General features: G+C 72.8%; 16 protein-coding genes and 2 tRNA genes. 8 read left to right on the forward strand and 10 right to left on the reverse strand.

Annotated elements, in window-relative coordinates; genetic code table 11:
- Nucleotides 1-158: 158 nt before the first annotated feature.
- Entirely contained in the window at nt 159-878 is a 720-nt protein-coding gene (locus ACQ3I4_RS10965) for a LytR C-terminal domain-containing protein (RefSeq protein WP_430633537.1), read from the reverse strand.
- Nucleotides 879-912: 34 nt separating this feature from the next.
- A complete protein-coding gene (locus ACQ3I4_RS10970) occupies nt 913-1209 on the reverse strand; it encodes a DUF3263 domain-containing protein (RefSeq protein WP_329863495.1) in 297 nt (98 codons plus the stop codon).
- 122 nt (nt 1210-1331) lie between these two features.
- Between ACQ3I4_RS10970 and ACQ3I4_RS10975 the strand changes: the two genes are divergently transcribed.
- A complete protein-coding gene (locus ACQ3I4_RS10975) occupies nt 1332-2078 on the forward strand; it encodes a uracil-DNA glycosylase (protein ID WP_430633538.1) in 747 nt (248 codons plus the stop codon).
- A 78-nt stretch (nt 2079-2156) separates the two neighbouring features.
- Here ACQ3I4_RS10975 and ACQ3I4_RS10980 read toward each other — a convergent pair whose 3' ends face one another.
- Complete coding sequence (locus ACQ3I4_RS10980) at nt 2157-4133, reverse strand: threonine/serine ThrE exporter family protein (protein ID WP_430633539.1); 1977 nt, start codon at nt 4131-4133, stop codon at nt 2157-2159.
- Between the two features lie 181 nt (nt 4134-4314).
- On the opposite strand from ACQ3I4_RS10980, the gene ACQ3I4_RS10985 reads away from it, so the two are divergent.
- Together ACQ3I4_RS10985 and ACQ3I4_RS10990 are read left to right on the forward strand one after the other, a co-directional pair.
- The gene (locus ACQ3I4_RS10985; protein WP_430633540.1) at nt 4315-6570 is read left to right on the forward strand and encodes an MMPL family transporter; all 2256 of its coding nucleotides are present in this window, start codon (nt 4315-4317) and stop codon (nt 6568-6570) included.
- 115 nt (nt 6571-6685) lie between these two features.
- Nucleotides 6686-7735, forward strand: a complete 1050-nt coding sequence (locus ACQ3I4_RS10990) for an LLM class flavin-dependent oxidoreductase (RefSeq protein ID WP_430633541.1) — start codon at nt 6686-6688, stop codon at nt 7733-7735.
- A 160-nt stretch (nt 7736-7895) separates the two neighbouring features.
- Here the strand turns inward: ACQ3I4_RS10990 and ACQ3I4_RS10995 are convergent.
- Together ACQ3I4_RS10995 and ACQ3I4_RS11000 are read right to left on the reverse strand one after the other, a co-directional pair.
- A tRNA-Val gene (locus tag ACQ3I4_RS10995) sits at nt 7896-7969 on the reverse strand.
- Nucleotides 7970-8039: 70 nt separating this feature from the next.
- Nucleotides 8040-9662: a sialidase family protein gene (locus ACQ3I4_RS11000; RefSeq protein WP_430633542.1), complete on the reverse strand. Its 1623-nt coding sequence runs from the start codon at nt 9660-9662 to the stop codon at nt 8040-8042.
- Between the two features lie 100 nt (nt 9663-9762).
- On the opposite strand from ACQ3I4_RS11000, the gene ACQ3I4_RS11005 reads away from it, so the two are divergent.
- A complete protein-coding gene (locus ACQ3I4_RS11005) occupies nt 9763-11091 on the forward strand; it encodes a M20 metallopeptidase family protein (RefSeq protein WP_329863484.1) in 1329 nt (442 codons plus the stop codon).
- Nucleotides 11092-11254: 163 nt separating this feature from the next.
- Here ACQ3I4_RS11005 and ACQ3I4_RS11010 read toward each other — a convergent pair.
- Together ACQ3I4_RS11010 and ACQ3I4_RS11015 are read right to left on the reverse strand one after the other, a co-directional pair.
- Nucleotides 11255-11331: transfer RNA gene (locus tag ACQ3I4_RS11010), tRNA-Thr, on the reverse strand.
- A 114-nt stretch (nt 11332-11445) separates the two neighbouring features.
- The gene (locus ACQ3I4_RS11015) at nt 11446-12297 is read right to left on the reverse strand and encodes a DsbA family protein (protein WP_430633543.1); all 852 of its coding nucleotides are present in this window, start codon (nt 12295-12297) and stop codon (nt 11446-11448) included.
- 146 nt (nt 12298-12443) lie between these two features.
- Here ACQ3I4_RS11015 and ACQ3I4_RS11020 point away from each other — a divergent pair, with 146 nt between their 5' ends.
- The 4 genes from ACQ3I4_RS11020 (at nt 12444) to ACQ3I4_RS11035 (ending at nt 17371) form a co-directional block, all read left to right on the forward strand.
- The gene (locus ACQ3I4_RS11020; RefSeq protein ID WP_430633544.1) at nt 12444-13892 is read left to right on the forward strand and encodes an alpha,alpha-trehalose-phosphate synthase (UDP-forming); all 1449 of its coding nucleotides are present in this window, start codon (nt 12444-12446) and stop codon (nt 13890-13892) included.
- Nucleotides 13892-14671, forward strand: coding sequence for a trehalose-phosphatase (gene otsB, locus ACQ3I4_RS11025; RefSeq protein WP_329863476.1), 780 nt, complete (start codon nt 13892-13894; stop codon nt 14669-14671). The genes ACQ3I4_RS11020 and otsB overlap by 1 nt, the downstream gene beginning before the upstream one ends.
- Before the next feature lie 56 nt (nt 14672-14727).
- The gene (locus tag ACQ3I4_RS11030) at nt 14728-15882 is read left to right on the forward strand and encodes an ABC transporter ATP-binding protein (protein ID WP_329863474.1); all 1155 of its coding nucleotides are present in this window, start codon (nt 14728-14730) and stop codon (nt 15880-15882) included.
- A 130-nt stretch (nt 15883-16012) separates the two neighbouring features.
- Complete coding sequence (locus tag ACQ3I4_RS11035) at nt 16013-17371, forward strand: DUF4032 domain-containing protein (protein ID WP_329863473.1); 1359 nt, start codon at nt 16013-16015, stop codon at nt 17369-17371.
- 196 nt (nt 17372-17567) lie between these two features.
- Here ACQ3I4_RS11035 and ACQ3I4_RS11040 read toward each other — a convergent pair whose 3' ends face one another.
- The 3 genes from ACQ3I4_RS11040 to ACQ3I4_RS11050 form a co-directional block, all read right to left on the reverse strand.
- Nucleotides 17568-19550: a glycoside hydrolase family 13 protein gene (locus ACQ3I4_RS11040; protein WP_430633545.1), complete on the reverse strand. Its 1983-nt coding sequence runs from the start codon at nt 19548-19550 to the stop codon at nt 17568-17570.
- Between the two features lie 131 nt (nt 19551-19681).
- Nucleotides 19682-20539 (reverse strand): sugar ABC transporter permease, encoded by an 858-nt coding sequence (locus ACQ3I4_RS11045; protein WP_329863482.1) that lies wholly within the window; start codon nt 20537-20539, stop codon nt 19682-19684.
- 77 nt (nt 20540-20616) lie between these two features.
- Nucleotides 20617-22230 (reverse strand): ABC transporter permease subunit, encoded by a 1614-nt coding sequence (locus tag ACQ3I4_RS11050; protein ID WP_430633546.1) that lies wholly within the window; start codon nt 22228-22230, stop codon nt 20617-20619.
- Between the last annotated feature and the right edge of the window lie 118 nt (nt 22231-22348).

The following is a 22348-nucleotide window of genomic DNA, read 5'->3' on the forward strand; positions in this document are numbered from 1 at the left end:
CGAAAGATCCGATGCTCACCCGAGGCGTCCGCGGTGCGGCGTGCGGCGGCTGGGCCGGCACAACACTTAGCAGTCGCGACGTCCGAGTGCTAAACCAATTATTGGCACTCTCCGCCGGAGAGTGCAAGCCCGTTGCGGCTTATCGTGGGAACCGGCGGCTACCGGCCGTAGTTGGAGCCGAGGACGGCGCTGATCTCCACGGGGATGTTCTCCGTCTGGAAGACCGTGGTGATCCCGAGGGCCGCCGCGACCTGCTCCGCGGTGGCCCGGGAGGAGTCCGTCCGGTAGTAGACGGCCGAGAAGCCCTCCTGCCGGACCCAGTTCGACGCGCTGACGCTCGTGAACCCCGCACCGCGCACCGTGGCGGCGCCGGAGGCGGCCAGGCCTCCGCGGCCGGAGCCGTTGTAGACGCCGACGGCCAGTGAGCGGTCCACGACGGACGGCGTCTCGGACGCCTCGTCCGTCGGCTCGCCGGAGGGGTCGGCCGGCTCGGAGCCCTCGTCGGAGGGATCGGCCGGGTCGGTGGATTCGTCCGCGGGCTCGCCGGTGGCGTCCGAGGGCCCGGGTTCCGCGTCGGACGGATCGGCGGAGTCGGTGGGCCCGTCCCCGGCGCCGTTGCCCTCGTCCGTCGATTCGGCGGCGCCGGTGCTGCCGGGCGCGCTTGTGCCGGAGCCCGGGGCCGCGGCCTGCTGCCCCACGAACTGCGGCAGGATGGTGAAGGAGAAGACGCCGACGAGGAGCGCGAGGAGGCCGACGCCGAGGAGCAGCGCCAGGCCGGAACGCCCCGGGCGCGTACCGGCCACGTCGGCGCGGTGGACTCCCTGGCGTTCGGCGAATTCGGGAACCCTGTCGAACTCGTCGCTGGGGTACTTGCTCATGCCCGTCCTTGGTGGTCGTCGGTCCTCGGGGCTCCTAGGCCTCGGAGGCCAGCCTGCGCGCGCTCCGGGCCCGGTGCCGGGTTGAACGTAGTCTACGCAATCTCTTGACCAGCATCGGGTCGTGCGCGAGCGCGGCCTCGGTGTCGATCAGGGCGTTGAGCAGCTGGTAGTAGTGGGTCGCCGAGAGGCCGAACAGCTCGGAGACGGCCTGCTCCTTGGCACCGGCGTACTTCCACCACTGCCGCTCGAGGGCGAGCATGCGCTGTTCGCGCTCGTCGAGGGTGCTCGACTCGTCCAGCGTGAACTCGAGCTCGATCGCCTGCGCGGCCATGCTGCACCTCTCTCCCCGTGTCCGGTCCGGGCGCCCCGACGGGGCACTGCCCTCCATGGTAATGGCGAATCACATTGATGTCATTTGCCGCGCGGGCGGCCCGGGCCCGCAGAATGGGAGCCATGACCCACACCCCTCAGGACCCTCCCCTGCCCCTCCCGGAGTGGCTGCCGCCCGGCCCGCCCGGCTCCTCCGCGGCGGACGAGGCGTTCGGCCTGGCCGCGGACTGGGAGGCCGCGCTCGCGCCCGTCGCGGACGAACTGCGGACGGTCCGCGAACTCCTCGACGGGCGCCGGGCGGCCGGCGAGCAGGTCCTCCCGCCCGGGGGGCTCGTCCTGCGGGCCTTCTCCCGCCCCCTCGCCGACGTCCGCGTCCTCATCGTGGGCCAGGACCCGTACCCGACGCCGGGCCACGCGATCGGCTTCGCCTTCGCGTGCGACCGCCACGTCCGCCCGCTGCCGCGCAGCCTCGCAAACATCTACCGGGAGCTGGAGGACGACGCCGGGGTCCCGGCCCCGCCGCACGGGGACCTGTCCGCGTGGGCGGACCAGGGCGTGCTGCTCCTGAACCGCGTGCTCACGGTCGCCGCGGGCGGGGCCGGGTCCCACCGGGGGCTGGGCTGGGAGCGGATCACCGACGCGGCCGTCGCCGCCCTCGCGGCGCGGGGCGGCCCGCTCGTGGCCGTCTTGTGGGGCCGGCAGGCCCAGGAGCTCGCTCCCCTGCTCGGTACGACGCCGGTGCTCGCCTCCGCGCATCCCTCGCCGCTGTCCGCGCGGCGGGGATTCTTCGGCTCGAAGCCGTTCACGCGGGCGAACGCCTTGCTCGCGGAACAGGGCGCGGATCCCGTGGACTGGCGCCTGCCCGCGTAGTCCGTCCGCGGACCGCGCCGGCGGCGCCTCCCGAGGCGGCGCTCCGTGCCGGGCCCGGCCCGCGGTCGATCCAGCAGCTCAGCGGCGGCGGATGCGCCGGCGCTCGTGCGAGTTCCAGCCCTTGGTCAGCGGGCGGGCCACCGTGTCGCCGAGGACGACGCCGCCGGCGATCGCGAGGATGATCGTGAAGGCGTTGAACATGCCGATCAGGCCCTCGGACATGTCGGCCGCGTCGATCGTGATCCCGTACATGGCCCGGAAGATCATCAGGCCGGGGAGCAGGAACACGACCGCCGGGACGGCGACCACGAGTTGCGGGGCGCCCATGCGCAGGGCCACCCAGCGCCCGGCCGCGCCGACCACGGCGGCGGCGATGGCGGGCGTGAGCCGGTCGCCGACGCCGAGCGCCTGCACGCCGAGCATCGCGAGGTAGCCGAGCAGCGCCACGCCCGCGGTCGGCAGCAGCAGGTTCCGCGCGGTCTGCTCGAACACCGCCCCGCAGAGCACCGCCGCCCCGACGAAGAGCACCAGGAGCCACCAGGGATAGGCGACCCGGTCGATCTGCGTCACGTCGAGGTCCTCGACGCCGGCCATCGAGCCCAGGACCAGGGCGGTCATGATGCCGGAGATGATGGCGGCGTAGATCAGCAGGGCGGAGAAGAAACGGCCTGCCGCCGTGACGGGGAAGCCGTTGATGGCGTCCTGCACGGAGGAGACGAACCGCGACGACGGCAGCAGCAGCATGATCCCGCCGGCCACGACGATCGCCGGGGAGATGGGGACCTTGAACGCCCACAGCACCATGGCGATCGCGGTGATCACGAGCGAGCCGAACGCGATGGAGAAGAACTCCGGCACGCGCCACTTCGCCGTCGTCTTCATCGCCTGCGCCACGAGGCCGAACGACGCGAACGCCACGAGCGCGCCGACCCAGGAGCCGCCGATGAACATCACGAACATCGCCGAGAAGCCCCCGCCGGCGGCCGTGACCATCCAGCGCGGGAAGGGCTTGGGGCGCCGCGTGATGTCCTGCAGCCGGTCCACGGCCTGCTGCCGCGTCACGCCGCCCGCGACGATGTCGGAGACGAGCTGGTGCAGGAGCGCGAGCCCCGCGTAGTTGCTCGTCCAGGAACGGACGACGCGCAGGATGCTGATGGGCACCTGGTCCGCGGGGGCGTAGTTGAGGTGGATCGACTGGTTGGTGATGTCCACGTCGACGTTGCGCAGCCCGAGCGAGGCGGTGACGGCGATGATGCTCGTCTCCGCCTCGAGGGCGCCGGCGCCGTAGCGGAACATGGCCTCGGCGAGGTCGAGCGCGAACTCGAGCGTCTTGCGGGCGCTCGCGTCCTGGGCGCCGACCTGGATCGTGGGGTTGGCGTAGGGGCTGCCGACGAGCCGGTCCACGATCGAGAACGCCTGCGTCGGCGGGGCCTCGGTCTCCATGAGCCGGGCCAGCATGCGCCGCGCCCCGGGGGTGGGCCGCGGCCCCGTCCTCGGGGCCGCGTCGACCGGAACGGTGGGGGCGGTGCCGGTGCCGGGCCGGCGCGGGACCTGCCGGAGACGGCCGGTCTTGGGGCGCGCCTTGGGGGGACGGCCGGCGCGGCCCGCGCGCCCGGCGGCCGGCGCGTCGACGATCGGCAGGGCGGTCGAGACCGGTTCGGCCGTCTGCGCGGCGGCGCGGCGCGCGGCGTCGGGGAGGTTCGGGTCGCTCGGCGGGGCCGCCGAGAGGTCCACGGCGCCCGTCCCCCACTGGGCCGCGGCGAGGGCGGCGGCCTCCGCGGAGGCGGCTGCGGCGTCGTACTCCGCGTTCCCGGAATCCGGCCCCGGGGAAGCCGCTGCCTCGGCGCCGTCCCAATCGGGCTCCGTCTTGGACCGGTCGTCGGGCGAGCCGGGCAGCTCGGCGCTGCCGCCCGCCAGGACGGCGCCGCCCGCGGGGCGCGGCAGGGGCCGCTTCATCTCCGCCGTGGTGATCCGCGGCATCGAGACGGCGTGCGGATCCGGATCCGCCGCGGCGCCGTCGCCGTGCGTCTGACGGGGTGCGTCCGGGTGGGACACGAGCGCTCCTCCTCCGGTCCGTTGCGGGCGCTGGCTCACTCCACTGTACCGCCGGAAACCCGGCCGCCCCGGCCCGGTGATAGCCACCTCACACGAGCCCTCAACCGTTCGGTTGATCCGCGCCCGGCGGCCCCCTCATAGCGTCGAAAACGACGCTTCGACAACCACCGGAAAGGGCCCCATGACCACCCTCGAATCCACCGCCCCGCCCCGCGGGACCGGCTCGCCCCGGCCGCACGCGGCCCACGGCCCGGCGCGCTGGCTGCGCGTCCTCGTCCCCGCCGTGCTGATCGTGGCCTGGCTCGTCGTCCTGGCGCTCGGCGGCCGCGCCTTCGGCCAGGCCTCCGCGGTCTCGGTCAACGACCCTGCCGAGCACCTCCCGGCGAGCGCCGAGGCGACCCTCGTCCACGGGCTGCAGGACTCCTTCCGGGACGTCGACGCGCTGCCCGCCACGCTCGTCTTCCACGCCCCGGACGGGCTCGGGACGGACCAGCGCGCCGGCATCGCGGACGTCCTGGCGGGCGTGCAGGGGCTCGATGTCGTCCTGGAGGGCGCCGTGTCCCCCGCCCGGCCCAGCGAGGACGGGCTCGCCGCCGTGTCGTCGGTGCCGCTCGAGACGGCCGCCGCGGACGGCACGGAGCTCAAGCCGCGGGAGACGGTGGAGGCGCTGCGCGCGTTCCTCGCCGACCACCCCGTGGACGGCGTCCAGGTGTACGTGGCCGGGCCCGCGGGCCTGAGCGCCGACATCGGCGGCGCGTTCGCGGGGCTCGACGGGCTCCTGCTGCTCACGGCCCTCGGCGTGGTGCTGCTGATCCTCGTGGCCGTCTACCGCTCGCCGCTCCTGCCCCTCATGGTGCTGGGGACATCGGTCGCGGCGCTCACGGCGGCGATGGCGGTCGCTGTCGCTCTCGCCCGGGCCGACGTCCTGACCCTGAGCGGGCAGACGCAGGGCATCCTGATGATCCTCGTGGTCGGCGCGGCCACCGACTACGCCCTGCTCTACGTGGCGCGCTACCGTTCCGAGCTCGCCCGCCACGCGCGTGGCTGGGAGGCCACGAAGGCCGCCTGGCGGGCCGTGGTCGGCCCCGTCGCCGCCTCCGGCGGGACCGTCATCGCGGGGTTGCTGTGCCTCATGCTCTCCCAGCTGAACTCGCACCGCGCCATGGGCCCCGTCGCGGCGCTCGGGATCGGGTTCGCGATGCTCGCCGCGCTGACCCTGCTGCCGGCCCTGCTGCTGTGGGCAGGGCGCACCGCCTACTGGCCGCTCGTCCCGCGCCCGGACGCCGCGGCCGCGACCCGGGACGACGCCGGGGCCGCGCCTTCCGCCCTCGACGGCACCGCGCGCCGGGGGACCCCCGGGACCGGCACCCCGGCCGGAACCTGCACTGCGCCCGCGGCAGGCGGCGCCCGCCGGACGGCGGCCGGGCGCGGGCTGTGGGCCGGCGTCGCGCGGCTCGTGGCGCGCCGGCCGCGCACCGTGTGGATCGCGACCGCCCTCGTGCTGTTCGCGGGCTGCCTCGCCGTCCCGCAGTTCAAGGCCGACGGGATCGCCCAGACGGACTTCGTCATCGGCGCGACGGATTCTGCGGCGGGCCAACAGGTCCTCGCCGGACACTTCCCGGCCGGCACCGGCAGCCCGACGCTCGTCGTCGCGCCCGAGGACCTCGGCACCGGGGTGGGCTCCGCACTCGAGTCCGACCCCGGCGTCGCACTGGTCTCCGGCCCGCTCGAGGCCGACGGCCGGCTCCTGTTCACGGCCACCCTGCTCGACGCGCCCCAGTCCCCCGCCGCCGAGGCGACCGTCGAGCGGCTGCGCGACGCGTTCGACGCCCCGGCCTACGGCGGCGAGGTGCTCGTCGGCGGCGAGACCGCCGTCGCTCTGGACACGCGCGACGCCGCCATGCAGGACCGGTGGACCATCATGCCGCTCGTGCTCGGCGTGATCGCGCTGATCCTCGTGGTGCTCCTGCGCTCGATCGTCGCCCCGCTGCTGCTCGTGGCCAGCACGGTGTTGTCCTTCGGCACGGCGATCGGCGTCTCCGCCCTCGTCTTCAACGGAATCCTCGGCTTCCCGGGGGCCGACGCCTCCGTGCCGCTCTACGCGTTCGTGTTCCTCGTGGCCCTCGGCGTGGACTACAACATCTTCCTGATGCACCGCGTCCGCGAGGAGGCGCGGACCCACGGGACGCGGCCCGGGATCCTGCGCGGGCTGCGCGCCACCGGCGGGGTCATCACGTCCGCGGGGCTCGTCCTCGCCGCGACGTTCGCGGCGCTCGGCGTGCTGCCGGTGCTGTTCCTGGTCCAGCTCGGGTTCATCGTGGCGTTCGGCGTGCTGCTGGACACGATCGTCGTCCGCAGCCTCCTGGTCCCCGCTCTCGCCTACGAGCTCGGCGACCGGCTGTGGTGGCCCGCGAAGCCGCTGGGCCGCGCCGGCTGAGCGGGGCGGGGCCCCGGCGTCGTCCTGTTCGGGAATAGTTCCGCGGAACCCGCAGTTATCCATGCAAACGCATACAAACCGGCGCTGGCCGGAGCATGGAAGGCAGGGAAGCGGCATGGGCGGAACACTGGAGCTCGGGGTCGAGACGTTCGGGGACATCACGGCCGGAGCCGACGGCACGCCGGAGAGCGACGCGCAGGTGCTGCGAGACGTCGTCGAACAAGGCGTCCTCGCCGACCAGGCGGGGCTCGACTTCTTCGGCGTCGGCGAACACCACCGTCCGGACTACGCCGTGTCCGCCCCCGAGGTGGTCCTGGGCGCGATCGCCTCGCGGACCTCGGCGATCAAGCTCGGCTCGGCCGTCACCGTGCTCAGCTCCGACGACCCCGTGCGCGTCTTCCAGCGCTTCGCGACCGTCGACGGGATCTCCGGCGGCCGGGCGGAGCTCATCCTCGGCCGCGGTTCCTTCATCGAGTCGTTCCCGCTCTTCGGTTACGAGCTCTCCGACTACGAAGTGCTCTTCGAGGAGAAGCTCGCCCTCATGGCCAAGCTGCTCCGGCCCGGCCCGACGACGTGGAGCGGCTCGACGCGTTCCGCCCTGCACGCGCAGGAGGTCTACCCGCGGACCGAGCACGGCATGCGCGCGTGGGTCGGCGTCGGCGGCAGCCCCGAATCCGTGGTCCGCGCCGCCCGGCACTCGCTGCCGCTGATGCTCGCGATCATCGGCGGCGACCCGCTCGCGTTCAAGCCCTTCGTCAAGCTCTATGGGCGCACCCTCGAGGAGTTCGGCCACGCGGCGCAGCCCGTGGGCGCGCACCTGCACGGCTTCGTGGCGGCGAGCGACGAGGAGGCCAAGGAGGCGCTGTGGCCCCACTACCGCGCGCAGATGGACAAGCTCGGCCGCGAGCGCGGCTGGCCCGCGTACTCGCGCGGCCGCTTCGAGGCCGCGGCCTCGCCCGAGGGCAACCTCGTGGTCGGGGGCCCGGAGACCGTGGCGCGGAAGATCGCCGACATCGCCTCGGGCCTGGGAGTGCAGCGGCTGGACCTGAAGCTCAGCGCCGGGACGCTTCCCCACTCGGCCATCATGGGCAGCATCGAGCTGCTCGGGACCCGGGTCAAGCCCCTCGTGGACGAGCTCCTGGCCGAGCGCGCCACGGCCGAGTAGGTCCCCGGCCGCCCACTCCCAGCGCACCTTTGGGGCGTCCTGCGCGTGTTTGCGCGCCGGAAATGAGCCTGACCAGGCCTTTTCTGGGTTGTTGAACCTAAAAGTGCGCTGGGGAGGGGTGTGGAAAAGGCCCCCGGATTCCGGGGGCCTTTTCGTGGGGTGGTTCCTACTGGACTCGAACCAGCGACCTCTCGCGTGTGAAGCGAGCGCTCTAACCAACTGAGCTAAGGAACCGCGCGTGCGCCGCGCAGGCGTACCACGCAAGGTTACCGGAGGCGGCGCGGAGCCGCCAAATCAGCGCCCCCTACGCCGACCCCTCCTCGGCGACCGCGCCCGTGGACGCGTCGATCCGGACCGTGCGCACCCAGGTGCGTCCGCCGGCGACGACTCCGGCCCGCACCACGACCTCCCCCGACGCCGCCTCGGACTCCGTCACCGTGTGCAGGGGCGTGAAGTAGAGCAGCTCCCCGTCCGGCGGGCACCCCCGGTCCTCGAAGCCGGCCACGCGTCCGTCCGCGCCGCGCCCGTCGAAGTCCCCCGTGAAGACGGCGTCCACGGCGTGGGCGCGCCGGTTCCGGAACCGCGCGGTGAAGGCCAGGATGTCCCCCGCCCTCAGCCCCGGGGCGGGCGGGCCGTAGTTGGCGTCCTGCGCCTCGCGCGTGCCCAGGACCTGCGGTTGCTCCCCGTAGCCCTGGCCGATCTCCTTCCACGTGTGCACGCCCCACTCCCCCGGGCCACCGCCCAGGACGTGGGACTCCCCGACATCGGTCCACCGTGCCGGACGCCCCGGGGTGATCGAGCGCAGGACCAGCGTGAACTCGCCGCCGTCGTCGTCCACGTAGTCCCGCGCGGCCGCCGCGAGCGCGGCGGGCTCCAGCGCCGCGGCCGGCAGCCGGGCGAAGACGATCTCGCTGTAGCCGTGCCGCTCGTACAGCACGCCGAGCGATCCGTCGGCGAGGACGGCCGCCGTCGAGTACCCGGACGAGCCCGCGCACACGGTGGCGACCGGCGCCCAGGAGGCCCCGGCGTCGTCCGAGGCGCTCAGGACGGTGTTGCGCCGCAGGGCCTCATCCCGGTTGTTGGTGGCGAGCAGGACGTCCCGGCCGGGGCCGCCGGCGCGCAGGCGCAGTACGGAGCCGTTGTCCCCGGGATCCGGCAGGGTCCCGATCGCCGCGGGCGGCGAGTAGCTCCGACCGCCGTCGGTCGAGACCGCCCCGAGCCGCCGCCCGGGCGCGCGGGAATGGAGCAGGACCGTGCCGTCGGAGAGACAGACCGCCTTGTTCTCGTTCGCCTCGCCCGGGATCGGCTCGCCGAGCTCCCACGTCTCGCCGCCGTCGTCCGAGAACGCGCTCGCCGCCCGGATGACGCCGTCGAGCAGGAGGACCATCTGCTGCAGGAGGCGGCCGGCGTGCGGCCCGGCGTCGAGCTGGATGCCCGCCCCGGCGGCCGCGAAGATCCCCGTGATCCCGGGCCGCTTGAGCTGCGCGGTGAGGCGTCGGTGGGTCCACGTGGCCCCGTCGTCGTCGGAGACGGACACGTCCACGTGCTGCACGGCGGCCTCCGGCTCGAGCCCCTCGACGGCCTCGAAGAAGCCGGCGTGCGTGCCGGCCGCGTGGAAGCAGAAGATCCGCCCGGTCCGCCGGTCCACGAGCAGGCTCGGGTCGCCGAAGCCCTGCAGCCCGGTCCCGGTCCGCAGGGTCTGCTGCGCGCCCCACGTGCGTCCGTGGTCGGTGCTGCGCCGCAAGAGCAGGTCGATGGTGTTGGGCAGGTCGTCGAGGTTCGGGCGCCCGTCGTACGCCGCCAGGACCGTGCCGGCGTTGCTGACGGCGAGCGCGGGGATCCGGTACTGCCGGTGGCCGCCGACGCCGCGGGAGGCCAGGACCTGCTGGGCGAAGACGGGCGCGGCGGGAGGTAGGACGTCTGTCATGTCTCAGGTCTACCCGCGCCCGCGCGCTCCGGCAATTCCGTGACGCCGCCCGACCACCCTGCCCCTTCTGCGGCGGCGACGTGGCCCCTAGTCTGGGGGCATGAGCAGCTCGGCAGACCTGACCACGTCCCTCCTCGACGACGCCCGCGCCCTGGGCCCCGGCATCACAGATCTGCGGCACCGCCTGCACCGCGAGCCCGAGCTCGGCCTCGAACTGCCGCGGACGCAGGAGAAGGTGCTCGCGTGGCTCGACGGGCTCGGCTTCGAGGTCTCCACCGGGCGCGGGCTCAGTTCCGTGACGGCCGTGCTGCGCGGGACCGGGCGGATGTCCGGGGCGGCGGAGGCGTCGGCGGACGCCGTGCCTCAGGGTGCCGCGGACGACGCCGGTGCGGAGCCGGGGACGGCAGCGGAGGCGACGGGCGGGGCGGGGGCCGGCCCCGGCGTCGTCCTGCTGCGCGGCGACATGGACGCCCTGCCGGTCCAGGAACGCACGGGCGTGCCCTACGCGTCCCGGATCGAGGGGCGGATGCACGCCTGCGGGCACGACCTGCACACCGCGATGCTCGCCGGGGCCGCGAGCCTCCTCGCCGCTCGGCGGGAATCCCTGGCGGGGGACGTCGTGCTGATGTTCCAGCCCGGCGAGGAAGGGCACGACGGCGCCGGGAAGATGATCGCCGAGGGCGTCCTCGGGGCCGCCGGACCGCGCCCCCGCGCGGCGTTCGGCCTGCACGTGGCCAGCGCGCTCGCCCCGGGCGGGACGCTGCTGTCCCGGCCCGGGACGCTCATGAGCGCCTCCGACGGCCTGTTCGTCACGGTGCGCGGCGCCGGCGGCCACGGGTCCACGCCGCAGCGGGCCAAGGACCCCGTGGCGTGCGCCGCCGAGATGGTCACCGCGCTGCAGACCCTGATCACGCGCCAGTTCAACGTCTTCGATCCCGTGGTGGTCACCGTCGGCGTCTTCCAGGCGGGCACGCAGCGCAACATCATCCCGGACTCGGCGCGGTTCGAGGCGACCGTGCGGACGTTCTCGCGCGAGGCGCGGGAGCAGCTGCAGTCCGCCGTGCCGCGCCTGCTCGAGGGGATCGCCGCGGCCCACGGGCAGGACGTGGAGGTGGAGTACCGGGAGGAATACCCGGTGACCGTGAACGACGCCGGACGGCTGGAGGCCGCGCGGTCGAGCGCCGCGGAGCTGCTCGGGCCGGAGCGCTACGTCGAGATGCCGCATCCGCTGGCCGGGAGCGAGGACTTCTCCCGCGTGCTGGCCGAGGTGCCCGGGGCGTTCCTGTTCCTCTCCGCCGTCCCCGCCGGGGCGGACCACGAGGCGGCGGCGTTCAACCACTCCCCCTACGCGGTGTTCGACGATGCCGTGCTCGCCGACGGCGCGGCGCTCTACGCGCGGCTCGCGATCGACGCCCTCGCCGCGGGGTAGGTGGCCGGGGCGGCCGGGCGCCTCCTCGGGGACCCGCTCCCACCGGACCGCGGCGCCTGGACGAAACCGCGTCCAGTGGACGGCGAATCGTCCAGAAGCCGCGGTTTCGCGCGGCAAGGTCCCGACGGCGGGAAGGAAGGCCGCCGCTCCCGCGGAACCGGAGTGGAGCCCCCTACCGGATTCGAACCGGTGACCCCCTGTTTACAAGACAGGTGCTCTGGCCAACTGAGCTAAGGAGGCATGCCGGGCCTCGCGGTCCGGCGTCACCAAGGGTATCCGACGCCGCGGCCGCCGCGGAAACGGCGGGGCCGCCCACCGGTGCTCCGGTGGGCGGCGCCGCGGGTGCGGCGGCGGCTAGCCGTCGATCAGGCCCTGCGCCCAGGCCTGGAAGTCGGGCTCGGCGTTGGGGTCCCAGACCTGGCCGGCGACCCACACGCTCGGGGTGCCGGGGATCTGCTCGACCTGCGCCAGGTGCGTGGTCTGGGCGACGAACGGGCGGAAGGTGCCGTCCTTGACGCAGGACTCGATCTCGGCCCCGTTGTCCCGCGCGAGCTGGGTGAGCTCGTTGTTGCTCATCTCCCCCTCGCTGTGGTGGGCGAACACGGCCTGGGCGAAGGAGAAGTACGACGCCGGCGCCTCCTGGGCGACGCAGGCCAGGGCGTTCGCGCCGCGCGAGGAGTAGTTCGTGGGCGAGCTGCGGTCCAGGAAGGCGACGTTGCGGTACTCGACGGTCGCCTCGCCGGAGGCCGCCCAGGTCTTCAGCTGCTCGCCGAAGGCGCCCTCGAAGTCGGCGCAGTGGACGCAATTGACGTCCACGTAGAGCACGATCTGCGTCGGATCCGCGTCGGCATCGAGCCCGGACGGATCCGGTGCGCCCTGCTCGTCCGGCAGCGGGGGCAGCGCCGTGGTGTCCGCGGTGCCCCCGGCGGTGTCCGCGACGGCCGTGTCGGAGACCAGCGTGATGCCGCCGTGCTCGTTGCCGCCGGCCGGGATCGGGCCGGAGTCGGCGACCTCGTTGACGCGGTTCTGGATCACGATCGCGGCGACGATCGCGATGATGACGACGACGGCCGCGACGACGCCGAGCTTGACCAGGAGGGACTTGCGCTTCTCGGAGGCGGCCCGCTGCTCGGCCATCCTGCGGGCCTGCTCGCGCGCATCGGCCGTCCGCTGCACCTTGGTCGGCCGGGGTCCATTCGCTGCCATGGGTGGTGGTCCTTACTGTGTCGCGTTCCGCGGTTGTCCTCGTGCCAGCTTAGTCCAGCGTCCGGACCGCGGCGCCGGGCGTGGCCGGTGGATACGTAATAGGCTCGGGATCACAGAGGTAGGTCCGTTCACTCCAGGAGGCACCGGTGCCACGCAAGGAATCCGCCCCATCCACGAGCCCCGCACCCGGCGGCTACGACTTCGTCGTGGTCGCCAACCGGCTCCCGGTCGACCGGGTCGCCCCCGGCGGGGACGGCGGCGAGTGGAAGCGGTCCCCCGGCGGGCTCGTGACGGCCCTGGCCCCGGTCATGGCGAGCGCCGACGGCGCGTGGGTCGGCTGGCACGGCGCGCCCGACGAGGAGCTCGAGCCCTTCGACGAGGCCGGCATGCACCTGGTCCCCGTGCCGCTCTCCCATGACGACGTCCAGCTCTACTACGAGGGCTTCTCCAACTCGACCCTGTGGCCGCTCTACCACGACGTCATCGCCGCTCCGGAGTTCCACCGCACGTGGTGGGACCGCTACCGCGAGGTCAACCGGCGCTTCGCCGACGCGACCGCGGCGACGGCCGAGGAGGGCGCCACGGTCTGGGTCCAGGACTACCAGCTGCAGCTCGTGCCCCAGATGCTCCGCGCGGACCGCCCCGACCTGAAGATCGGCTTCTTCAACCACATCCCCTTCCCGCCGCTCGAGATCTTCGCCCAGCTGCCGTGGCGGCGCCAGGTCCTCGATGGCCTGCTCGGCGCGGACCTGATCGGCTTCCAGCGCCAGTCCGACGCCAACAACTTCCTGCGCTGCGTGCGCCGCTACGTCGGCTACACCGTGAAGTCCCAGACCATCCACGTCCAGGACGAGGACGGCACCCCGCGCCGGACGGCCCGGGCCGAGGCGCACCCGATCTCGATCGACTCCTCGCAGATCGCCCGGCTCGCCGAGGACCCGGCCGTCCAGGCGCGTTCACGGGAGATCCGGACCGAGCTCGGGAACCCGGAGACGATCCTGCTGGGCGTCGACCGCCTCGACTACACCAAGGGCATCCGGCACCGCATCAAGGCCTATGGCGAGCTGTTGGCCGACGGCGACCTCGCGGTCGGCGAGGCCACGCTCGTCCAGGTCGCGAGCCCCTCGCGGGAGCGCGTGGACCACTACATCGCCCTGCGCGAGGAGGTCGAGCGCACCGTCGGCGGCATCAACGGCGAGTACGACACGATGAGCCACACCGCGGTCCGCTACCTCCACCACAGCTACCCGATCGAGGAGATGGTCGCCCTGTACCTGGCCGCCGACGTCATGCTCGTCACGGCCCTGCGCGACGGCATGAACCTCGTGGCCAAGGAGTACGTGGCGGCCCACGCCGACAACCGCGGTGCCCTGGTCCTCTCCGAGTTCGCCGGCGCCGCGGACCAGCTCAAGCACGCCATCGTGGTCAATCCGCACGACATCGACCGGCTCAAGGCCGCGATCATGGAGGCCGTGCGGATGCCGAAGGCGGAATCGGCCCGCCGCATGCGGATCATGCGCCGACAGATCGTCGCGAACGACGTCGACCGCTGGCAACGCACGTTCCTCGACTCCCTCGCGGGCGGGGGCGAGTGATGACGCTGCCCGCGGATCTCGCCCAGGCCATCGAGCGCCTCGGCGACGTCACCCACCTGCTCGTGGCCATGGATTTCGACGGCACCATGGCCCCGTTCGTGGACCGCCCCGAGGACGCGCGGGCCCTCCCGGCCGCGGCGGCGGCGCTCGAGGAGCTGGCCGGGGCCCCGGGGACGACGGCGGCGCTGCTGTCCGGACGCGACCTCGCGAGCCTGCGCCACGCGGCCTCCCCCGGCCCGGCGGTCCTGCTCGTCGGCAGCCACGGGGGGCAGCGCTGGGCGCCCGACTCGTACGGGGCCGACGGCGGCGGACTCGAGCTCTCCGACGGTCAGCACGAGCTGCTCCGCGAGGTCCGCGCCCGGCTCGGGGAAGTCGCCGCGCGCCACCCCGGGGCCGCGCTGGAAGCCAAGCCGGCCGGCGTCGTACTCCACGTCCGCACGTGCGCACCCGCGGTCGCCGCAGCGGCCCTCGCCGAGGGGCGGACCGCGCTCGAGGAGCTCGACGGGGTCGTGCTGACCGACGGCAAGGCCGTGCTCGAATCCTCCGTCATCCACGCCACCAAGGGCGCCGGCCTGGAGTGGCTGCGACAGCTCGCCGGGGCCGACGCCGTCCTCTTCGCGGGGGACGACGTCACCGACGAGCGCGCGTTCGAGGTCCTGCGGCCCGGCGACGTCGGCGTGAAGATCGGATCGGGCGAGACGGCGGCCCGATTCCGGCTCGACGGAACCGGGGACGTCCCGGCCCTTCTCCAAACGGTCCTTCGTGTGCGAAGATTGTGACACCATTCACAACGGACCGTCGGGCACGTACCTGCCCGTGAAGGGATTGATCATTCATGGCCTCTGTCACTTTTGACAATGCAACCCGCCTCTACCCCGGCACCCAGAAGCCGGCCGTCGACGCGCTGAACCTGGACATCCAGGACGGAGAGTTCCTCGTCCTCGTCGGCCCCTCCGGCTGCGGCAAGTCCACCTCCCTGCGGATGCTCGCCGGGCTCGAGGACGTCAACTCCGGCCGCATCCTCATCGGCGACCGCGACGTCACGGACGTCCCGCCGAAGGACCGCGACATCGCGATGGTCTTCCAGAACTACGCCCTCTACCCGCACATGTCCGTCGCGGACAACATGGGCTTCGCCCTGAAGATCGCCGGCGTCGACAAGGACGAGCGCCGCCGCCGCGTCGAGGAGGCCGCCAAGCTCCTCGACCTCGAGCAGTACCTGGACCGCAAGCCCAAGGCCCTCTCCGGCGGCCAGCGCCAGCGCGTCGCCATGGGCCGCGCGATCGTCCGCTCCCCGCAGGTCTTCCTCATGGACGAGCCGCTGTCCAACCTCGACGCCAAGCTGCGCGTGCAGACCCGCACCCAGATCGCCTCGCTGACCCGCCGCCTCGGCGTCACGACCGTCTACGTCACCCACGACCAGGTCGAGGCCATGACCATGGGCGACCGCGTCGCGGTCCTCAAGGACGGCCTCCTGCAGCAGGTCGACACCCCGCGCAACCTCTACGACCGCCCCGCGAACGTCTTCGTCGCCGGCTTCATCGGCTCCCCCGCCATGAACCTGCTCGAGCTTCCGCTGGTCTCCGGCGGCGTGCAGTTCGGCGGCACCGTGTACCCGGTGGAGCAGTCCACGCTCGCCTCGGCGCACGGCAAGACCGTCACCCTGGGCGTCCGCCCCGAGGACCTCGACGTGTCCGGGGAGGGCCTGCCGGTCGAGGTCGACGTCGTCGAGGAGCTCGGCGCCGACGCCTACGTCTACGGGCACACGACCCTGGACGGCACCGAGCACAACATCGTGGTGCGCGTCGACGGCCGCAAGCCCCCGTTCAAGGGCGAGACCATCTACGTCACCCCGACCCCGGGCCACGTGCACCTGTTCGACACGCAGACGGGCCTGCGCCTCGGCGACGAGTCCCCGGCCGGCACCCCGCAGGCCTCGCTGTCCGACGTCGAGGCGCTCGTCGATGAAGAGCCGGCGCCGGCCGAGTAGCGCACCACCACACCGACAGGGCCGCCGGCCCTGACCCGCAGCCGACGGCGGCCGCGCCTCCCCCGAGCGGGAGGCGGGGCCGCCGCCGTCGTACTGGGCGCAGCAGCCGCCATGAGGGAGCATTGGATCCATGACCCGCCACAAGGCCACCTGGCACAACGAGCCCACCGACTACGCCCAGCGCGGCAAGCTCCCCCGCGAGCGCGTCGTCGAGGAGCCGCCGACCGGGCTGACCGGCTCGCTGAACATCACCGCCGCAACCTCCGATCCGGCCCTGCTCGACCTGCCGTGGCACATCCGGCTCGAGGACTGGCCCGCCCGCAACCTGGCGGCGCTGCCCCGCGGCATCTCCCGGCACATCGTCCGCTTCGCCCTGCTCGGCGACTCCGTGATCGCCGTCAAGGAGACCGGCGAACACGTCGCCCGGCACGAGTACCACATGCTGCGCAAGCTCAACCGGCTCGGCGTGCCCTGCGTCGAGCCCGTCGCCGTCATCTCGGGACGGACCGCGCCCGACGGCAGCGAACTGGACCCCGTGCTCGTTACCCGGCACCTGAAGTACTCCCTGCCCTACCGCGCCCTCTTCTCGCAGAAGCTGCGACGCTCGACCCTGACCCGGCTCATCGACGCGCAGGCCCTCCTGCTGGTCCGACTGCACCTCGCCGGCTTCTACTGGGGCGACGTCTCGCTGTCCAACACGCTCTTCCGCCGCGACGCGGAGGCCTTCGCCGCCTACCTCGTCGACGCCGAGACGGGAGAGCTGTACCCGGAGCTGTCCATGGGCCAGCGCGAGTACGACCTCGAGATCGCGCGCGTGAACATCGCCGGGGAGCTCATGGACCTCATGGAGGCCGGGCTCATCGAGGACACCGTGGACCCGCTGGCCACGAGCGAGCAGATCATGGACAGCTACCGTGGGCTGTGGACGGAACTGACCCAGCAGGAGGACTTCGACCCCGGCGAGCGCTGGCGCGTGGACGAGAGGATCCGGCGGCTCAACGCCCTCGGCTTCGACGTCGACGAGATCTCCCTGCGCACGACGCCCGACGGCGGCCAGCTGCAGATCCAGCCGAAGGTCGTCGACGCGGGGCACCACCAGCGCCGCCTCATCCGGCTCACCGGGCTCGACGTCGAGGAATGGCAGGCGCGGCGGATGCTCAACGACATCGACGCGTTCCGTGCGCGCCGGCACCCGGAAAAGGACGAGGAGCTGGCCGCCGCGATCTGGGTGCAGGACGTCTTCGAGTTCATCACGGGCTCGATCCCCAAGGAGCTGCACGGCAAGCTCGAGCCGGCGCAGATCGTCCACGAGGTCCTGGAGCACCGCTGGTACATCTCGGAGCAGGGCGGGAAGAACGTGCCCATGAAGGACGCCGTGTCCTCCTACATCGAGAACCACTTGCGGCACCGGCGCGACGAGGCCGCGATCATGCTCAACCCACCGACCGAGGTGCTCGACGTCGTCGACCTGCGCCCGTCCGAGGACTGAGGCCCCGGCCGCCGTCGCCTCCGCCCGACCCAGCGCATCGCCGTCGTGCCTGCCCCGACCCAGCGCCCCGCCGTCGTGCCCGCCCCGACCCAGCGCACCTTTTGGCCGTCCTGCGCGGTTTAGCCCGGCCTCAATCGCGCTGACCAGGCATAACGCGGGAACTTGAAGCTAAAAGTGCGCTGGGGGCTGCGAGGGGTCAGGGGGCGGGGGCCTGGATGCCGTCGAGGGCGTACGCCGCGGCCGCCGGACCGCTGCCCTCGAGCACCAGGACGTCGCCGCGCACCGCGGCGTGGATCCCCCCGCCGACGTGGACCAGCGGCGCGAGGGCCGCGGCGTCCGGGCCCGCGGGATCGACGCCCGCCGGCCGCCCGACGAGGCCCAGCGGCAGCTCGACCCCGCTGAACGGGGCGCGCGCCGCCACCACGAGCACCGAGCCTCCGGCGTGCTCGCGCACGAAGGCCAGGACGTCGCCCTCGGCGTGGACCCAGCGGATCCCGCCGTCGACGAGCGCGGGGTGCCCGCTGCGCAGCCCGGCCAGGTCCGCGTAGAGGGGACGCAGGTCCTCGAGGACGCGCGCGGGGTCGTCCCACGGCATCGGCGTCCGCGAGTCCTCGCCGTTGAATCCCTTGAGCCCGAACTCGTCGCCCATGAACACCATGGGGATCCCGGGCAGCGTGAACTGCAGGAAGACGCCGACGCCCTGGCCTCCCGGGACCATGGCGGACGCGGCCCGCGCGGTGTCGTGCGTGTCGATCGCGTTCATGTTGCACTGGCGCACGGTCCACGGGAAGCCCGCGGCGAAGTCCAGGTGCGTCGCGAGGAAGTCCTCGGCCTCGATCCGGTCCGGCCCGGCCTGGGGCAGCCCGAAGTACCACGGCCGGCGCACGCCGTCGGAGCCCTCGGGCGCCTCGCCGCTCGCGAGCCACTGCCACAGCGGCCGCGTGAAGTTCGTGTACGTCATGGCACCCTGCCACGTGTCGCCCTGGAAATCGGCGGAGGCGTCGGACGTCGACTCGGCGAGCAGCATGGCGTCGGGCTTGATCTCGTGGATCCGCGCGCGCAGCAGGGCCGCGACCTCGTGGTTCAGGTCGTCGGCGCCCATGCGCCCGGTCATGTTGCCCACGTCGATCCGCCAGCCGTCGAGGTTGAACGGGGGCTTGAGCCAGCGCGCGGCCATCGAGTCGTCGTCGAGCACGAACCGCCGCCGGAGCCCCTCCGAGTTCCAGTTGAACTTGGGCAGCGAGTCCACGCCGAGCCAGGCGACGTAGTCCTCGTTGCCCTCCCCGTAGTAGTAGTACTCGGACTCCGGGGCGCCCGGGTTGCGGTGGGAGTTGCGGAACCACTCGTGGGCGTCGCCGGAGTGGTTCGTGGTGAGGTCGCCGATGACCTTGAGCCCGCGGGCGTGGATCTCCCGGATGAGCTTGACGAACTCCGCGTCCCCGCCGAGCAGGGGGTCCACGCCGGAGAAGTCGGAGGCGTCGTAGCGGTGGTTGGAGCGGGCCGGGAACATCGGCGTCAGGTACACGACCGTGGCGCCGAGGGCCTCGATGTGGTCCAGCTTGGAGCGCAGGCCGGGCAGGTCGCCGCCGTAGAACTGGTAGGGCGTCTGGGGCCCCTGGCCGATGACGGGCGTCGTGTTCCAGTCGCACGCGAGGGCCCACTCGGGCACGGGGTGCGCGTCGGCCTGCTCCGAGCGCGCGAAGCGGTCCGGGAACACCTGGTACATGACCGAGCGCCGCACCCACTCGGCGGGCGCGCCGTGCGTCCCGATCCGGAAGTCGCGCACGTCCGGGACGTCGCGCGTGGAGTGGCCGGCCGCGTTGATCCAGTGGTTGCGCCCCTCGGAACGGACGAGCCAGCGGTAGTTCTGCACGGGGTTGACGATCGTCAGGGGGGCCTGCCACCACTCCCAGCCGTCCTCGGGAACGGAGGGTACGACGCCGGGGCCCGGCTCCCGCCCGTCCGCCCCCGGGTGCCCCGCGGCGGAGGCGGGGTGCGCGCCGAGGCGGACGGCGGCGTCGTAATGGGGCTCGGCGTCCCGCACGCTGCGCAGCCACACCCCCTCGACGGGGCCGAAGCCCGCCGGGATCCGCAGGCGGACGCCGACGATGTCGCCGAGGCCCGGCGCGGGATCGTCGACGTACAGGACCGAACCGTCGTGGTGTGGCTGCGTGTTCACTGCGTTATCCCCCATCTGTGGTGGCTCCCCCGGCCCGGGACCGGGATGCGCCCCGGTGCCCTCGAGGCCGATCCTAGCCCGGCCGGGCGGTGCGGGCCGTGACCCGCGTGACGTTCCGCGACGCGGCCCGCCTATCCCTTGACGCCGCCGGCGGTCAGGCCGGAGGTGATGTAGCGCTGCAGGAACAGGAACAGGGCCATGACCGGGATCGCCGCGAGCACGGCGCCGGCGGCGAACACGCCCCAGTTCTCGCTGCGCTGCTGGGCCACGTAGGAGTAGAGGCCCACGGCGAGGGTCTGCGAGTCGGGGTCGGTGAGCACCACGGAGGCGATCACGAACTCGCTCGAGATCCCGATGAACGCCAAGAGGCCGACGACGGCGAGGATCGGCGTCACGAGGGGCAGGATGATCCGGAAGAACACCTGCACATGGCTTGCGCCGTCGATGCGGGCCGACTCGTCGAGCGACTGCGGCACGGTGTTGAAGAACCCGTACATGAGGTAGGTGTTCACGCCGAGCGCGCCGCCGAGGTAGACCATGATGAGGCCGAGCTGGCTGCCCAGGCCGATCGCCGGGATGATGTCGCCGAGGTAGTTCAGGAGCAGGAAGATCGCGACGACGGTCAGCAGCTGCGGGAACATCTGCAGCAGCAGGAGCGAGAGCAGCCCCACGCGGCGGCCGGCGAAGCGCATGCGGGAGAACGCGTAGGCGGCCAGGGCGCCGAGGAACACGGTCAGGGCGCTCGTCGTGATGCCGATGACGAGGGTGTTCATGAACCACTTGGCGAACGGGCGCTCCTGGTTGGCGAAGAGCTCCTCGAAGTTGCCCGTCCCGATGGAGGTGAACAGGGTCGCGGACCCGGCCATGGTGCCCGTGGGGTTCAGCGCGGCGGAGAGCACGTAGAGCAGCGGGAAGATCGAGAAGAGCGTCGCGAGGACGGCCACGAGGTGGCGCCAACCCTTCTCGCGGAACCAGCGGCCGAAGCCCATCCGCGGCTGGCCGTCGGCGCGCAGGCGGGGCGCGGCGGGCGGGACGGAGCGGGTGGAGGGATGCGTCGTGGTGCTCATCAGTTGATCTCCTCCAGGGCGCGGGTCTTGCGGAAGCTGATCGCGGACACGGTCGCGACGATGACGAAGATGATGATCGCCAGGGCGCTCGCGAGGCCGTAGTCGCGGCCCGTGCCGGTGCCGAACGCGACCTTGTAGACCATGGTGATCAGGATGTCGGTCGCGCCGATGTCGAACGTCGTGTCGGCGAAGCGCGGGCCACCGCCGGTCAGCATGTAGATGACGTTGAAGTTGTTGAAGTTGAACGCGAAGCTCGAGATGAGCAGGGGCGCCAGGGAGACGAGCAGGAGCGGCAGCTTGATGGCGCGGAAGACGGTCCACGGGCCGGCCCCGTCCATGCGGGCGGCCTCGTCCACCTCTTCCGGCAGGGACTGCAGCGCGCCGGTGCAGACGAGGAACATGTAGGGGTAGCCGAGCCAGAGGTTCACAAGCAGCACGGAGAACTTGGCGAGCCACGGGTCGGTCAGCCACGGGATCGCCGCGCCGCCGAGCAGTGCGTTGTTGATGAAGCCGAACTCGGGATTGAGCAGGCCGGACCAGACCAGGCCGGAGAGGAACGCGGGGAACGCGTAGGGCAGGATCATCAGGACGCGGTAGATGCGCTTGCCCTTGAGGTCGGCCCGGTTGAACGCGATCGCCAGGAAGAGGCCGAGCGCGAACGTCGTCAGGACGGACAGGACGGCGAAGCCGAACGTCCACAGCACCACCTGGAAGAGCGGGCCCTGCAGGTTCGGGTCGGTGAAGGCGCGGACGAAGTTCTCGAAGCCGACGTTGATCTTCCAGCCCGTGGACAGTTCTGAGCCGTCGGGCGCGGCGAAGGTGCCCTCGCCCGAGTCGGTGTAGACGACGCCCGTGACGGTGTCCGTGAAGGAGTCCGTGGCGGAGTCGTAGGAGAGCTTGGGCTTGAAGACGAACGCGGTGGAGCCGTCGGGGGTGCGCAGCGAGCCGTCCTCCGGGTCGTCGCTGAAGGGCACGGAGAGGGTGGACATCTCCTGCTGGCGCTGCAGGAGCTCGGCGAACTGCAGGGTCGTGTAGCCGTCGACGCCGGTCGCGGCGCCCGTTGGCCCGGTCGCGTTGGGTACGGCCTCCTCGAGGGGCTGCTCGTTCCCGCCGAGCCGGACGTTGCCCTCGGGGTCGGTGACCAGGAGGAACAGCTCCCCGTCGCGGTCCAGCACGCTCGCCGCGTATTGCGGCGAGTCCGGGACGCGCTCCTGCGCCGAGAGCTGGATGGAGGCGATGGCGTCCTCCTTGGAGGAGTTGTGCCCGTCGCCGTAGTTGGTGAACGCGATGTAGGTGGAGAACACCATGACGAACACCTGGAAGACCAGGAGGAAGAAGATGCCGGGCGCCAGGTACTTGGCGGGCAGGCCGCCGCGGCGCAGGTAGATCCAGTTGACCACGAGGGTCACCGCGAGGCTGATGCCGAACACGAGCCATTCGCCGGCGACGGCCAGCTGGAACAGCACGAACACCGCGATGGCGTCGACGAGGCCGAGCAGAACGATCTTGGCGAGGATTCCGACGACGGAGTCGGGTCCGCGCGGGGTGCGGCGCTTCGGCGCGGGTCGGGGTGCGGGGGCCGGAGGCCGGGTGGCGGTGCCTGTCGCTGCCATGGGTTACGGGACTTTCTGCGCGTCGAGGGGGTGGGCTGCCCGGGGCCGCGGACGACGCCGGACGGCGCCCGGCCGGGCACGCTGCCCTCCGGGCGGGCCGGCGGCCCGCCCGGAGGAA

The organism is Zafaria sp. Z1313 (genome assembly GCF_050563205.1).
Classification (GTDB): Bacteria; Actinomycetota; Actinomycetes; order Actinomycetales; family Micrococcaceae; genus JAZDCJ01.

Coding starts and splice junctions, on each gene's coding strand:
- ACQ3I4_RS11035 (WP_329863473.1), top strand. CDS start 16,013: ATGACCCGCCACAAGGCCACCTGGCACAACGAGCCCACCGACTACGCC.
- ACQ3I4_RS11030 (WP_329863474.1), top strand. CDS start 14,728: ATGGCCTCTGTCACTTTTGACAATGCAACCCGCCTCTACCCCGGCACC.
- ACQ3I4_RS11000 (WP_430633542.1), bottom strand. CDS start 9,662: ATGACAGACGTCCTACCTCCCGCCGCGCCCGTCTTCGCCCAGCAGGTC.
- ACQ3I4_RS10990 (WP_430633541.1), top strand. CDS start 6,686: ATGGGCGGAACACTGGAGCTCGGGGTCGAGACGTTCGGGGACATCACG.
- ACQ3I4_RS11045 (WP_329863482.1), bottom strand. CDS start 20,539: ATGGGCTTCGGCCGCTGGTTCCGCGAGAAGGGTTGGCGCCACCTCGTG.
- ACQ3I4_RS10970 (WP_329863495.1), bottom strand. CDS start 1,209: ATGGCCGCGCAGGCGATCGAGCTCGAGTTCACGCTGGACGAGTCGAGC.
- ACQ3I4_RS10975 (WP_430633538.1), top strand. CDS start 1,332: ATGACCCACACCCCTCAGGACCCTCCCCTGCCCCTCCCGGAGTGGCTG.
- ACQ3I4_RS11050 (WP_430633546.1), bottom strand. CDS start 22,230: ATGGCAGCGACAGGCACCGCCACCCGGCCTCCGGCCCCCGCACCCCGA.
- otsB (WP_329863476.1), top strand. CDS start 13,892: ATGACGCTGCCCGCGGATCTCGCCCAGGCCATCGAGCGCCTCGGCGAC.
- ACQ3I4_RS11015 (WP_430633543.1), bottom strand. CDS start 12,297: ATGGCAGCGAATGGACCCCGGCCGACCAAGGTGCAGCGGACGGCCGAT.
- ACQ3I4_RS10965 (WP_430633537.1), bottom strand. CDS start 878: ATGAGCAAGTACCCCAGCGACGAGTTCGACAGGGTTCCCGAATTCGCC.
- ACQ3I4_RS11005 (WP_329863484.1), top strand. CDS start 9,763: ATGAGCAGCTCGGCAGACCTGACCACGTCCCTCCTCGACGACGCCCGC.
- ACQ3I4_RS10985 (WP_430633540.1), top strand. CDS start 4,315: ATGACCACCCTCGAATCCACCGCCCCGCCCCGCGGGACCGGCTCGCCC.